Origin of the sequence: Xanthomonas campestris pv. badrii, from assembly GCF_012848175.1 — a bacterium.
GTDB lineage: Bacteria > Pseudomonadota > Gammaproteobacteria > Xanthomonadales > Xanthomonadaceae > Xanthomonas > Xanthomonas campestris_C.
In genome coordinates, this window is sequence record NZ_CP051651.1 from 2757436 (window position 1) to 2770898 (window position 13463).

The 13463-nt window shown below is 67.3% G+C and carries 10 protein-coding genes and 2 pseudogenes; 4 read left to right on the top strand and 8 right to left on the bottom strand.

Translation table 11 applies throughout. The features are described 5' to 3' along the window. Positions 1-62: 62 nt before the first annotated feature. The 4 genes from HG421_RS11640 to creD all read right to left on the bottom strand — a co-directional run bounded on the left by HG421_RS11640 (position 63) and on the right by creD (position 3448). Positions 63-959 (bottom strand): carbon-nitrogen hydrolase family protein, encoded by an 897-nt coding sequence (locus HG421_RS11640; protein WP_169706510.1) that lies wholly within the window; start codon positions 957-959, stop codon positions 63-65. 82 nt (positions 960-1041) lie between these two features. After that, entirely contained in the window at positions 1042-1650 is a 609-nt protein-coding gene (locus HG421_RS11645; RefSeq protein WP_169706511.1) for a GNAT family N-acetyltransferase, read from the bottom strand. Between the two features lie 42 nt (positions 1651-1692). After that, positions 1693-2112 (bottom strand): hypothetical protein, encoded by a 420-nt coding sequence (locus HG421_RS11650; protein ID WP_169706512.1) that lies wholly within the window; start codon positions 2110-2112, stop codon positions 1693-1695. Between the two features lie 7 nt (positions 2113-2119). Next, the gene (gene creD / locus HG421_RS11655) at positions 2120-3448 is read right to left on the bottom strand and encodes a cell envelope integrity protein CreD (RefSeq protein ID WP_169706513.1); all 1329 of its coding nucleotides are present in this window, start codon (positions 3446-3448) and stop codon (positions 2120-2122) included. 96 nt (positions 3449-3544) lie between these two features. Here creD and HG421_RS11660 point away from each other — a divergent pair. Next, positions 3545-3646: pseudogene (locus HG421_RS11660) on the top strand (peptidase C1); the annotation flags it as partial. Positions 3647-3764: 118 nt separating this feature from the next. Here HG421_RS11660 and creC read toward each other — a convergent pair. Then, complete coding sequence (gene creC, locus HG421_RS11665; protein WP_169706514.1) at positions 3765-5213, bottom strand: two-component system sensor histidine kinase CreC; 1449 nt, start codon at positions 5211-5213, stop codon at positions 3765-3767. Positions 5214-5262: 49 nt separating this feature from the next. Next, on the bottom strand, positions 5263-5967 hold the full coding sequence (creB, locus tag HG421_RS11670; RefSeq protein WP_211161720.1) for a two-component system response regulator CreB: 705 nt from the start codon (positions 5965-5967) through the stop codon (positions 5263-5265). Positions 5968-6139: 172 nt separating this feature from the next. Between creB and HG421_RS11675 the strand changes: the two genes are divergently transcribed. Together HG421_RS11675 and HG421_RS11680 are read left to right on the top strand one after the other, a co-directional pair. Next, positions 6140-7048, top strand: a complete 909-nt coding sequence (locus HG421_RS11675; RefSeq protein WP_169706516.1) for a 23S rRNA (adenine(2030)-N(6))-methyltransferase RlmJ — start codon at positions 6140-6142, stop codon at positions 7046-7048. 379 nt (positions 7049-7427) lie between these two features. Beyond that, positions 7428-7970 carry a GNAT family N-acetyltransferase gene (locus HG421_RS11680; RefSeq protein ID WP_169706517.1) on the top strand — a complete coding sequence of 181 codons (543 nt, stop codon included), beginning with the start codon at positions 7428-7430 and terminating at the stop codon, positions 7968-7970. A 165-nt stretch (positions 7971-8135) separates the two neighbouring features. Here HG421_RS11680 and HG421_RS11685 read toward each other — a convergent pair whose 3' ends face one another. Then, positions 8136-9269, bottom strand: coding sequence for an Hrp-dependent type III effector protein (locus HG421_RS11685; protein ID WP_169706518.1), 1134 nt, complete (start codon positions 9267-9269; stop codon positions 8136-8138). Positions 9270-9745: 476 nt separating this feature from the next. Continuing rightward, positions 9746-9894 (bottom strand): annotated as a pseudogene (locus HG421_RS11695) (transposase); the annotation flags it as partial. Between the two features lie 90 nt (positions 9895-9984). Here HG421_RS11695 and mfd point away from each other — a divergent pair. Further along, on the top strand, positions 9985-13452 hold the full coding sequence (gene mfd, locus HG421_RS11700; RefSeq protein WP_169706519.1) for a transcription-repair coupling factor: 3468 nt from the start codon (positions 9985-9987) through the stop codon (positions 13450-13452). The last annotated feature ends 11 nt before the right edge of the window (positions 13453-13463 follow it).

The following is a 13463-nucleotide window of genomic DNA, read 5'->3' on the forward strand; positions in this document are numbered from 1 at the left end:
CAGCAGCACGGCGGTGCTGGCGCGACTCGCCGGCCTGCTCCCTGGCCGCGATCAACGCAGGCTCACTCCCACGCTGCCGGCCGGGCACGCGCCAGGCCGGCCGCCCACTGCCCGGGCCAATCGCGGTCGTTGGCCACCTGCGCCTGCGCACGGCTGGCCTCGAAAGCAGCGATATCCAGCGCCGCATACGCCCACACCGTCTCGCCCCGGGTCTGCGCCACCACGCCGTCATCCGGGAAGCCCACATCCATCGGCGCGAACACCGCTGCCTCGCCGGTATTGATGTCCAGCGCCGGGCTCCAGGGCGCCTGCCCGGCGGTGACCGATTGCGCGACGAACATGCGGTTTTCCAGCGCGCGCGCCAGGCAGCCGATGCGGACCCGGGTGGCGCCGGCGGCGGTGTCGGTGCAGCTGGGCACGATCAGCAGGCGTGCACCGGCCTCGTACTGCGCCCGCACCGGCAGCGGGAATTCGCTGTCGTAGCAGATGGCGATCGCCGCGCGCACACCATCGACCTCGAACACCTTCAGCGCATCGCCCGGCTCGATCAGCCCGGTGGCCTTTTCGAAGCCGGTGAGCTGCAGCTTGTCCTGCCAACCGTGGCGGCCATCGGGGGTGAACCAGTCGCTGCGATTGCGGTAGCGGCCCTGGCCCAGATCCAGCAGGAAACTGCCGGGTATCAGGTGCAGCCGATGCTGGCGCGCCAGGCCGGCAAAGAGGTCGAGCCATGGCGCACGCAAGGCCTGGATGGCGGCCAAGGATTCCGGCAGGCCGGCAGACACCTGCGTGCCGAAGGTCGCGCCCAGCTCCAGCGACAGGTATTCCGGCAACACCGCCACGCGGGCACCGGACGACGCAGCCTCGCCGACCAGGGCCGAGACGCGCGCGGCAAATGCATCGAAATCCGCCGGGCGGCCGATCGGGTACTTGGCAACGGCAATGGTGAGCGGCGCATTCATGGGCTGGGTCCTGTCGCGGCAGTGGAGACACGCGGGCGGGCAATGGTCGCCGCCAGCGACAACGCAGACGGTGCAAGCGCGGCTAGTCTGCCAACGTGCGTGTCCACACGCTCAAGCTGTGGTCGATCTCGCCGTGTTGCAACTCTGCCCAGGCCAGCCGCACCTGCATGTGCGGCTGCGGCGCATAGCCGCGCTTGCGCCAGAACGCGTCGTTGGGGCGATAGTCGGCCGGTTTGCGCGGATCGTCGGGTGCACGGTCCACCGAACAGAAGGCGGTCAGCGCAACGCCGCCCAGCGCGCGCGCATGCGCCTCGCGGTGGTCGAAGAACGCGTGACCAATGCCTCGCCCGCGATACGCGGGCAGCAGCACCGACTCGCCGAAATAGAACACGCAGGCCGGGTCGATGCCGGCTGCGCGGAAGGGCGTATGGAAGGCATCGCTGTCATCGAGCAGCGGCAGGCCGGTGGAGGCACCGATCACCGCATCGCCATCGCGTGCCAGCACGAAGACGCTCTGCGGCGACGCCGCATATGCCGCCAGATAGCTGCGTTCGTAATCGGCATCGCCGTCGTACAGATACGGCCATGCACGAAACACCGCGATGCGCAGCTGCGCCACCGCGTCCAGATACGGCAACACCGCGTTGCCGCTCACCGCTTCAACACTCAGGGAACCCGTCATGCCGGCCATGGTAAGCGAGCCGGCTGCATTGCGCTGCTGCGCGACCGCACCTCAGCGCAACCAGCTGCGGTGGCGCCGCTGCGTGGCAACCGGCTGTTGCCACATCAACCACACCGCGGCGTCTTCTGCGGCCACCAGCACCCCGAGCAGCGCATCGCTGCTGCGGGCCCAATAGCTGCCATTGCTCAGCCGCTGCCATGGTCCGTAACGACGCAGTGCCGCGGCTCCGGCCTGCAGCTGTCGCCGCGACGCCTGCAAGAATGCGCAACCGCCGCTACGTAGCGCCTGCGCCGTACCCTCGTGCAGGCGCAGGCCGATCACGCCGCGGCGCCCCTGCCCGGCCAACGCCAAGGCCGACAACGCCGAACATTCCCAATGGTGCGGTGGCGCTGCGGGAAGCAGCGCCACCGTCTCGATCCCGGCGGGCAGCAGCCGCTGCGCCCGCCGGACCACCTGCCCCTGCGTCCTCATGCCGGCCTCAGCGCAGGCTGTTGCCAAGCTCGTACCAATCGAGCTTGCGGGTCACCCACATGATGCTGGCCAGGATGCCGAACAGCAGCAACGACCCCATCAGCAGCGCGTTGTCTTCGCAGATCAACAAGCTGTAGAGCACGCCATACAGCGCGGTAAGCATCACCGAGAATCCCGCCGCGCGGCGCCAGCTGCGCAACACTCCGGACAAGTAGAAGAACTGCAGGCCGATACAGGCCGCCGCCGACAGCAGGTAGGCCTGCCAGAACGCGATGTGCTCGGACAGGCTGAGCAGCAGCAAGAAGAAGATTGCCAGCGCCAGGCCCACCAGCAGGTACTGCAACGGATGGATCGGCAGGCGCTTGATCAGCTCGAACAGCACGAAGGCCACGAAGGTCAGCACCGCGAACAGGATGCCGTACTTGCTGGCACGGTCGGCCTGGGTATACACGTCCACCGGGTCCACCAGGCGCACCTCCAGCATGTCCAGCGCAGACTGGCTGGACTGCAACTGCGTCTGTGCGCCGGTGGCCAGCGACGACAGCGACCAGCTGGCATCGAAGCCTTTCGGGCCGATGCTGGGCGCGTTGGGCAGGAAACGGCCGCCGAAGGACGGGTGCTGCCAGGCAGAACGCAAGGCGATCTCGTTGTTGTCGGCGATCGGTGCGATGGCCAGGCGGCGGGTGCCGTCCAGCACGAACTGCATGTCCACCACATTGCCCGCCTGCAGCCGCCCGGCCACCGGATCGGCCAGCGGGCTCAGCTCGGCATGCACGCCCGCCGACCGATCCGCCAGCGCGCCGGCTCCACTTTCCAGTGCCACTGCACGCCCATCCACCTGCAACCGCGGCGTGCCGACCAGCCCGCGCACATCGGAAATGCCCACCGCCAGATGCGGCTGGCCATACACGCGGGTGGGTACGGCGGCGTAGTCCAGTGGTTCGTATTCGGCGTGCAGCGTCGCTTTCCAGGAATACACCTGTACGCGGTACAGGCCCACTTCGCGCACCGACGGCACCATGTCGCCGCCGAGTTTCAGGCTGCGCGGGGTCTGCAACAGCGCACCCTCGCGCTTGCGCCACACCTTGCGCTGGTTGCGCTGGTTGCCCTGCTCGTCCGGCTCGGCCACCTGCACCTCTTCGGTATACGGCAGCACGCGCACCGGCGCGATGAACTGCTGCTCGCCGGCCTTGCCCTGCGCCACCCGCTCCATCGCCTCGTCGCGGTAGCGGGCACGGTCCTGCACCGCGCCCCGGATCAGCAACAAGGGAATCAGCAACAACAGGATCAGCCCGCCGATGGTGGCAAAGCGCAACAGCAGTTTCAGGGATTTCATCGACCGTCCTCAGTCTGGGAGGTGCTCAGGCTGCGCCGTGTCGGTGGCGGGGGTTTGAGGCGAAGTTGAAGCGAATGTGAAGTAGCCGCCGCGCCGGTCAAAAACAGCTGGGGCACCGAGTCGGGCAACAAGGGCTTTGGCAAGCTGGCGTGGTCGGTGGTGGCCAAGGACGTCGTGGTGGCCGACGTGGTGCACTGATACGCCACGCGATTTGATCTGCGGATGATCCAGCTGCGGCATGTGCCACGGCGCATGCCGCATCTGCCCTGCTGCAGCATTCGGCTGCAGGCCTGTCGCGCAGCGCACGCCAGGCGCGTCAGCCGATGCGCAGGCGCAGTGCTGCCACCGCTCCACCGCCTTCGCGATTGCGCAAGGCCACCTCGCCGCCGTGCAGGCGCGCCACTTCGCGCACGAACGGCAGGCCCAGACCGGAACTGCGTTGCCCGGTCTGCGGGCGTGCCAGCGAGTAGAACCGCTCGAACACGCGTTCGATCGCGTAGTCCGGCACGCCGCTGCCGCGGTCTTCGACCATCAGGTGCAGCTGCGCGCCCTGCACCTGCGTACGCAAGTGCACGTGACTGCCCGCGGGTGAGAACGCAATGGCATTTTCCAGCAGGTTGATCAGCGCCTGCCGCAGCAGGAACGCATCGCCATGCACGGCCTGACCGCCGGCCGTCAGGCCTGCGGCATCGATCTCGACCTGCACCCCGGCGCTGGCAGCGCGTTGCGCCACGGCATCCACCGCCGCCTGCAGCAAGCCGGACACGGCGATGCGCTCGCGCGTCTGCAGCCAGCCATGCTGTTCCACTTCGGCCAGCGCCAGCAGCTTGTCGATGGTTTCGGTCAGGCGCTGCTCCTGCGCACGGATGCTGGCGACGAAGTGCTGGCGGTCGGCGTCCGGCATCGGCTCGGTGAGCAGCTCGGAGGCGCCACGGATCGCGGCCAGCGGGCTTTTCATCTCGTGCGTCAGCGATTGCACGTACTGCTCGACGTAGGCCTTGCCTTCCAGCTTGCGACGCATGGTTTCCAGCGCCTGGCCGAGGTCGCCGATTTCATCGCCGCGCGGCTCGGGCAGCGGCACCGGGATGCCGGCGCTCACCGCCTGCGCATAGCGATTGAGCCGGCCGATCCCGCGCATCAGCCACCAGGTCATCGCGATGCCGATCAATGCGGAAATGCCGATCAACCAGGCGCCGCGCTGCAGGATGTTGCGCTGGCTGGCTTGGATGAAGGGATCGATGCTGCGATTGGGCTGGGCCAGGGTCAGTACGCCGATCAGTTTGTTCGGATCATCCGGCGCATAGATCGGTGCGGCCACATGCATCACCGTGGCGGTGGGGTCGCCATCGATCTCGGGGCTGGAACGCGCGCCATACTCGCCGCGCAAGGTGCGGTAGACATCGTTCCAGCGCGAATTGTCGCGGCCCACATCGCGGCCCAGCGAATCGAACACCACCACGCCGCGCGCATCGGTCACGGTGACGCGGTAGTCCACGGTGTTCTTGCGGAAGCGCCACACCCACGCCTTGGGATCGCGCTGCTGCGCCTGCGCCAGATGGCGGGCGAAGCTGCCACTGGCAAGCGTCCCCTGCGCAAGCTCGGGGCTGGCCATCTCCGCCAGCACATTGGCCGCATCCACCAGGGTCGATTCCATCGCCTGGCGCACGCCGGGCTTGACCTCGTTGACGAACACCCGCATCACGAAGAACGCGGCCAGCCCGACGATCAGGAAAAATCCCAGGAACAGCTTGAGCCCGAGCCGCATCTCAGCGCGCCGCCCGGGTGATGCATACGCGCCTGCGCGAGGGCATCGCCTACAGCTCCAGCGCGTAGCCAAGGCCACGGTGGGTGCGGATCGGGTCGGCCGGCACGCCGGCCTGGCGCAGCTTGCCGCGCAGGGTCTTGATATGGGTATCGACGGTGCGGTCGGCGCTGTCGGCGCCGGCATCCCAGCCACGGTCCATCAGCTGCGCGCGGCTGAGGATGGCGCCGGGACGCTGCAGCAGCGCGGCCAGCACTGCGTATTCGTAACGGGTCAGCGGCAACAGGGCCTCGCCATAGCGGATGCGGCTGCCTTCGCGGTCGATCGCAAAGCCGCCATGCGGTTGCCAGCCGGGTTCGGCCACCGCTGCCGCGCTGCGGCGACGCAGGCGCGCGCGCACCCGTGCCACCAGCTCGCGCGGGGAGAACGGCTTGGCCATGTAATCGTCGGCGCCCAGTTCCAGCCCCAGCACGCGATCGATCTCGTCGTTGCGCGCGGTGAGAAAGATCACCGGCACCTCGCTGAAGCTGCGCAGGCTGCGACAGACCTCGAAACCATTGATGTCCGGCAGGCCGACATCCAGCACCACCAGATCGGCCGGCTCGGCACGCAGCCGCGCCAGCGCCTCGCGGCCCAGCAGGCAGTGTTCGGGCGCATAACCTTCGCTGCGCAGCGCGTACAGCACGGTATCGGCGATGGCGGCTTCGTCTTCGACGACGAGCACGCGGACAGGAGTGTCGGACATGGCGCGCAGCATAGCCGCAGGCGTGCACGATCTATAGCGCTGTGGCGCTGTGGCGCCGCGGCAGCGCGCGCGAGGGTCCGCGGCAGCGCAGGCCTGATCGCTGGCGCCGCCCGCACCGGCAGCAGCAGACCGCAAGCGACCGCGCACCCCAGCGCAAACCCCCGCGCCCGCTTACACTGCCGCGATGAACTATCGCCACGCCTTCCATGCCGGCAACCATGCCGACGTGCTCAAGCACATCGCCTTGCTGGCGCTGATCGACTCGCTCAAGCGCAAGGACACCCCGGTCTTCGTGCTCGACACCCACGCCGGACGCGGCCGCTACCAGCTCGGTGGCGAGGAAAGCCGCAAGACCAGCGAAGCCGATGCGGGGGTGATGCGGTTGATGGCCGAATCCACCCTGCCGGAGGTGGTCGAGCGCTACCTGCGCGCGGTGCAGGCCGACAACCAGCCCACCGCGCGCGCCGCCGCCCCCGGGCAGAAGCCGGGCCGCCCCACTGCCGGCATCCAGCTCAACCATTACCCCGGCTCGCCGCTGCTGGCGGCCCAGGCGCTGCGCGCGCAGGACCGCATGGCGTTCTGCGAACTGCAGCCGGACGAAGCCCAGGCACTGAAGCACCTGTTCGACACCGACAGCCGCGTGCGCGTGCACGCCGGCGACGGCTATGCGGCGATCCGCGCCTTCCTGCCGCCGCGCGCGGGCGAGACCAGGATCGGCCGCGGGCTGGTGCTGATCGACCCGCCCTACGAAGCGCAGGATGCCGAGTACCCGCAGATCATCCATAGCGTGCGCGAGGCCCTGGCGCGCTGGCCGCAGGCGATCTGCATGGTGTGGTACCCGATCAAGCTGCGCCGCAGCCTGCAGCCGTTCATGCGCAAGGCCGCCACCCTGCCCGCCAAGTCGGTGCTGGTCGCCGAGCTGCAGGTGCGCCCGGACGACTCGCCGCTGCGCCTGACCGGCAGCGGGCTGTTGATCGTCAACGCCCCCTGGCAGTTCGACCAGGTGCTGGCGCCGGCCTTGCCGGTGCTGAAGAAGCACCTGGGCGAACCCGGCGCCTCGACCCGGCTGGAGTGGCTGCGGCAGGACGCCTGATCCGCCGCCGGCCGTCACCATGGCCGATGGCGGCCAAGCAGCAGGACGATAGGTAGCGGCAAGCCGCTGACTGCCACCGCGCCAGGCCTCTCGATGCGGACTCGCTGCATGCCAGCAACGGGCTGGTCCTGGAGTGACTGCCCGTTCGCCGGGATGGCGCGCTCGGTCGCCCGGCTGCCACCTCGCCGCCCGGAGGTGGATCGACAGCGCCCGGCCGGCGCCTGTCCCGACACTCTCACGACTGGCTCACGGCTCGGCTCGTTACAGTTGCGTGGGAAGCACTGCCACCCCCTGTTGGTCCTTGGCGACGCACCGGATTCATTCACGGTTGCGCGCCGAGCTGGTGCCAGAATCTTCCGATCTTTAAGGAATACCGGTCATGGCCATTCGCAATCGCATGCCTCCCTGGCATGAAAACTTCAGCCTGCCCAATGGCCGCACCCTGTTGCTCCGCCCGATCCGTCCCGAGGACGGCCCGCCGCTGCAAGGGGCGTTCAGCCTGTTGGGACCGGAGGAAATCCGCGCGCGCTTCGTGCGTTCCTCCACCGAAATCACTCCGGAGATGGTGCAGAGCCTGACCCATCCCAACCCCAAGAGCGAGATCGTGCTGGTTGCCGCCGAGCAGCTGCCGCCGGGCGAAGCCCTGGTCGGCGCGGTGGCGCGCGCAGCATTGGTGCCGGGCACCCGCCAGGCCGAGTACACCATCCTGGTCAGCAGCTTCGTCGCCGGCCAGGGGCTGGGCCGGCAGCTGATGCGCAAGCTGGTCAAGTGGGCGCGCCGCAAATACCTCGACTGCCTGTTCGGCGACGTGCTGCAGAGCAATGTGCCGATGCTGCAGCTGGCCGAATCGCTGGGCTTCAAGCCGCAGGCGCATCCGGAGTCGCCGGAGTTGGTGCGGATGGTGCTGGAGTTGGATGCCTGAGGGGCTGGGATTCGGGAATCGGGATTCGGGATTCGGCTTAGGGCTGGCGATCTGCGGCTTGGCTGCAAGGCCCCTGCCCGCTCACCATCGCGGGACATGCTGCAGGTACGTCCTTGTAGCTCCGGCGCGGCATCCATGTCGAGTCAGGTCCTGCGACAGCGGGCGTCATGCCTCCTGCGTCTGGTAGGGCCCGGGCGCGAACGCGATACGCTGCATGTCGAACCTGAGCGGGCCGGAGATCAACTGGCGGCCGGATTCGTCACGCACCTCATAGCGCACGTTGGGATTGCCGCTGAAGGGTACATCCCATTGATCGACCGGAGTTGCCAGTTGGTCCGCGATGGCGCTATCGGGATCGCGAAATTTTTCAGCGACGAAATTGTCGCGTATCGATGGGTAGTCACTGCGGTCCATAGCCTGCAGCCTCAGCGCCCTTTCGATGTTCAGGGCCGGCGCAACGGTGCCGGCAGGTTTGGTGTAGTCGAGCTCTGCGCCGCGCAGGATCGCCCGATGCATGGGAAGTGCATCCTGGACAAGCGTGGGTGAGGCGAAAGGCGCCCACGGGTCCACCACGATATCGTGATCCGGCGTCTGCCCCCGGATCACCACGAACACGTGGTCTTCTCCGCTCACCATGTCTATCCTGCAGTCCCTCAGCGCAGGATTCTGCGACAGCAGTTGGTACGCCAGGCCAGCTTGCGCGTCGCAGTAGCCACCTTGCGCCCGGATTGCGGCCAAAGCCCGGAACTCCGGTCTTCCCCCATGTCTGAACGCCAACGAAGAGTGGAGCACACTCTCTCCCTCTGTCGCTGCGATGTCCTTGATCTGGTTGCCAGCCCCGTAGGGAAGAAGTGCCTTGACCAGATCGATGACCTCGCGTGCCGCTGCCAGATTGGCAGCGACTGCGGGCGTGATCACCCGCAAGCATGGTTTGGTGTCCGGCATTTGCGTCTTGACGATTGGATGCCTGGTGGCGAGTGCGTTGAGCTGATCCAGGTGGCTCGACGAAAGCTCGATCATCCTGTCGGACCGCAATAGCCCGGGGATCAGCTCCTGCCCTGGGGCCAGGGTTAGCGTATTTGTGCCGGATGCATCGGCTGCAAGGTACATATGGAACTGGTGCCCGCCTTGTCGTGCGGGCAAGGTGAATTCCAATGAGCGGGTCACTGCGGCTGCCGTGTCGAGCAGGCTCATCCTGGCAGCCCGTGCATGCGGGAAGTTGGCATCGATCCAGGCGCTGGGTTCGAGGATGTTGTTCGACGCCGCTTCCGCCACCCATCCCCGCATCCTGCTGAACACGGAGGGCTGCGGCGGCGGGCGCGAGTGAGCGGACAAGTGGCTGGTCCGGGGGCGAGTGCCTGCCTTGCCACCGGGACGTCTCGGACCTGCTTCTGCCAAGGCGGCCAGGGGAGCCAGGGCAGGTGATGCACTGTCGCTGGACGCCGCTCCTTGACGCGATGGGCTGGAGCTGGTCGCTTCATCGGCGCTATCGTGCTGGGGCGTGCTTGAATGGAAGAGCGCGGTCAATTTCTGCATGTAACTGTCTCCTGCTAAAAAACACCTGACGCGCAGCGTAAATGCGACGATTGATACCCAAGATAGCGGGGGATGCGAATGTGCCCGCCTGCTGCACGAACGCATTGGGCCACGTGCGAACCCAGGCATGATCGGCGGTCTCTTGCGCCTGCCGGGCTGCGGGGAGAGCTGCCGCTGCCCATCACGCTGACACTGCCTTCGCCCGCCGACATCGCCCGCGCCGAAGGCGAGCGGCTGGATGAGATGCCCTGCATCTGGTCGTACTCGGCCGGACCGCGTTGCACAGCGCTTCGAAGAAGCCTGCGGCCGGCCATTCAACAAAGCGCCGATGAACCGCGCTGGCGCTTCCAAAACACTCCTTGGGCAAGGCCTTCCACTGGCAACACGTAAGGCAGGGCTTGCGCCACAGCCGGGCCAAGGCCATCTTTCACGCCAGATGGACCGGGCACTGCGGGGGCTCTGATAAAATCGCCGGCTGATGCCCTCGCCTACCTACCCCTCTCCGCCGCTGCCCAAGTCTGGCCAGCTCCGCGCCTATTGGCGCGCACCGTCGTCTCCCACTGCGTTGGCCTGGTCGATCGCGCGGGCTGCCGAGGCGCATGCCGGGCCGCTGCTGGTGATCGCGCGCGACAACCAGAGCGCACACCAGATCGAAGCCGATCTGCATGCCCTGCTGGGTGAATCGACGTCGCTGCCGGTGGTGCCGTTTCCCGACTGGGAAACCCTGCCCTACGACCAGTTCAGCCCGCACCCGGAGATCATCAGCCAGCGGCTGGCTGCGCTGCATCGCCTGCCCGGCCTGAACCGCGGCGTGGTGATCGTGCCGGTGCAGACCTTGCTGCAGCAGTTGGCGCCACTGAGCTATATCGTCGGCGGTAGCTTCGATCTCACCGTCGGCCAGCAGCTGGATCTGGAGGCCGAAAAGCGCCGTCTGGAAAGCGCCGGTTACCGCAATGTCCCGCAGGTAATGGACCCGGGCGATTTTGCGGTGCGTGGCGGGCTGCTGGACGTGTTTCCGATGGGCGCAGATACGCCACTGCGCATCGAGTTGCTGGATGAGGACATCGATTCCATCCGTGCCTTCGACCCGGAATCGCAGCGCTCGCTGGACAAGGTGGACGCGGTGAAGATGCTGCCCGGCCGCGAGGTGCCGATGGACGATGCCAGCATCGACCGCGTACTGGCCTGCCTGCGCGAACGTTTCGACGTGGATACCCGCCGCAGCGCGCTGTATCAGGACCTGAAATCCGGCATCGCGCCCTCCGGCGTCGAGTATTACCTGCCGATGTTCTTCAGCAAGACAGCCACGCTGTTCGATTACCTGGACAAGCGCGTGCTGCCGCTGATCGCCACCGGCGTGTCCAACGCCGCCGATGCGTTCTGGATCCAGGCGCAACACCGCTACGAACAGCGTCGCCACGATGTGGAGCGGCCGCTGTTGCCGCCGGACGAGCTGTACCAGTCGCCCGATGCGCTGCGCGAGCGGCTCAACAAGCTGGCCCGCATCGAAGTGTGGCCAGCCGATCACCCGCGCATCGAGGACGCCGCCGCGCTCGGCGACCAACCGTTGCCGCCGCTGCCGGTGGCCGCCAAGGACGCACCCGCCGGCCAGGCGCTGGCGTCTTTCCTGGGCCATTACCCGGGCCGCGTGCTGGTGGCGGCCGATTCGGCCGGCCGTCGCGAGGCCTTGATGGAAGTGCTGGCCGCCGCACAGCTCAAGCCGGAAGTGGTCGCCGACCTGCCTGCGTTCCTGGCCGCGGCCACGCTGCGTTTCGGCATTACCGTGGCGCCGCTGGAAGATGGCTTTGCGCTGGATGACCCGCAGATCGCGGTGCTCACCGAGCGCCAGCTGTTTCCCGAGCGGGCCACCCAGCCGCGCCGCACGCGCCGGGTCGGGCGTGAGCCGGAAGCGATCATTCGCGACCTGGGCGAATTGTCCGAGGGCGCGCCGATCGTGCACGAGGATCACGGCGTGGGCCGTTACCGCGGCCTGATCGTGCTCGATGCCGGCGGCATGCCCGGCGAGTTCCTGGAAATCGAATACGCCAAGGGCGACCGGCTGTATGTGCCGGTGGCGCAGCTGCACCTGATCAGCCGCTACTCCGGCGCCTCGGCCGAGACCGCGCCGCTGCATTCGCTGGGCGGCGAGCAATGGACCCGTGCCAAGCGCAAGGCCGCCGAGAAGGTGCGCGACGTGGCCGCCGAACTGCTGGAGATCCAGGCACGTCGCCGTGCACGCGCCGGCCTGGCGTTGCAAGTGGACCGCGCGATGTACGAGCCGTTCGCGGCCGGATTTCCGTTCGAGGAAACCGGCGATCAGCTGGCGGCCATCGATGCGACGCTGCGCGACCTGGCCAGCAGCCAACCGATGGACCGCGTGGTTTGCGGCGACGTGGGCTTCGGCAAGACCGAGGTTGCGGTGCGTGCGGCATTCGCTGCCGCCAGCGCCGGCAAGCAGGTCGCCGTGTTGGTGCCCACCACGCTGCTGGCCGAACAGCACTACCGCAATTTCCGCGACCGCTTCGCCGATTACCCGATGAAGGTGGAAGTGCTGTCGCGCTTCAAGAGCACCAAGGAAATCAAGGCCGAACTGGAGAAGGTCGCCAGCGGCGATATCGACGTCATCATCGGCACGCACCGTTTGTTGCAGCCGGATGTGAAGTTCAAGGATCTCGGCCTGGTCGTGGTCGACGAAGAGCAGCGCTTCGGCGTGCGCCAGAAGGAAGCGCTCAAGGCGATGCGTGCCAACGTGCACCTGCTCACGCTCACCGCCACGCCGATCCCGCGCACGCTCAATATGGCCATGGCCGGCCTGCGCGACCTGTCCATCATCGCCACCCCGCCGCCGAACCGGCTGGCGGTGCAGACCTTCATCACCGCCTGGGACAACACGCTGCTGCGCGAAGCATTCCAGCGCGAGTTGAGCCGCGGCGGGCAGCTGTACTTCCTGCATAACGATGTGGAAAGCATCGTGCGCATGCAGCGCGAGTTGTCCGAACTGGTGCCGGAAGCGCGCATCGGTATCGCGCACGGGCAGATGCCCGAACGCGAACTGGAACGGGTGATGCTGGATTTCCAGAAGCAACGCTTCAACGTGTTGCTGTCGACCACGATCATCGAATCGGGCATCGACATCCCCAACGCCAACACCATCATCATCAACCGCGCCGACCGTTTCGGTCTTGCGCAGTTGCATCAGCTGCGCGGACGCGTGGGCCGCTCGCACCACCGCGCCTACGCGTATCTGGTGGTGCCGGACCGGCGCTCGATGACCTCCGATGCAGAAAAGCGCCTGGAAGCGATTGCCTCGATGGACGAGCTCGGTGCCGGCTTCACCCTGGCCACGCACGACCTGGAAATCCGCGGCGCCGGTGAGTTGCTGGGCGAAGACCAGAGCGGGCAGATGGCCGAGGTCGGCTTCAGCCTCTATACCGAACTGCTGGAACGCGCGGTGCGCAGCATCCGCCAGGGCAAGCTGCCCGACCTGGATGCCGGCGAGGAAGTGCGCGGGGCCGAGGTGGAACTGCACGTGCCCTCGCTGATTCCCGAGGATTACCTGCCCGATGTGCATACGCGCCTGACTCTGTACAAGCGCATTTCCAGTGCGCGCGATGCCGAGGCCTTGCGTGAATTGCAGGTGGAAATGATCGACCGCTTCGGCCTGCTGCCGGACCCGGTCAAACACCTGTTCGCCATTGCCGAGCTCAAGCTGCGGGCCAACGCCTTGGGCGTGCGCAAGCTGGATCTGGGCGAAAACGGTGGGCGGTTGGTGTTCGAGGCCAAGCCGGCCATCGACCCGATGACCATCATCCAGATGATCCAGAAGCAACCGAAGATCTACACCATGGATGGCCCGGACAAGCTGCGCATCAAGCTGCCGATGCCCGAAGGCGCGGATCGCTTCAACGCCGCGCGCGGCCTGTTGGCGGCGTTGGCACCGGGGTAGCGCCGGCGTCG

Bases quoted from the DNA above. Each gene is read 5' to 3' on its own strand.
- HG421_RS11645 (WP_169706511.1), bottom strand. From the start codon at position 1,650: ATGGCCGGCATGACGGGTTCCCTGAGTGTTGAAGCGGTGAGCGGCAAC.
- creC (WP_169706514.1), bottom strand. From the start codon at position 5,213: ATGCGGCTCGGGCTCAAGCTGTTCCTGGGATTTTTCCTGATCGTCGGG.
- creB (WP_211161720.1), bottom strand. From the start codon at position 5,967: ATGCTGCGCGCCATGTCCGACACTCCTGTCCGCGTGCTCGTCGTCGAA.
- creD (WP_169706513.1), bottom strand. From the start codon at position 3,448: ATGAAATCCCTGAAACTGCTGTTGCGCTTTGCCACCATCGGCGGGCTG.
- HG421_RS11650 (WP_169706512.1), bottom strand. From the start codon at position 2,112: ATGAGGACGCAGGGGCAGGTGGTCCGGCGGGCGCAGCGGCTGCTGCCC.
- mfd (WP_169706519.1), top strand. From the start codon at position 9,985: ATGCCCTCGCCTACCTACCCCTCTCCGCCGCTGCCCAAGTCTGGCCAG.
- HG421_RS11640 (WP_169706510.1), bottom strand. From the start codon at position 959: ATGAATGCGCCGCTCACCATTGCCGTTGCCAAGTACCCGATCGGCCGC.
- HG421_RS11680 (WP_169706517.1), top strand. From the start codon at position 7,428: ATGGCCATTCGCAATCGCATGCCTCCCTGGCATGAAAACTTCAGCCTG.
- HG421_RS11675 (WP_169706516.1), top strand. From the start codon at position 6,140: ATGAACTATCGCCACGCCTTCCATGCCGGCAACCATGCCGACGTGCTC.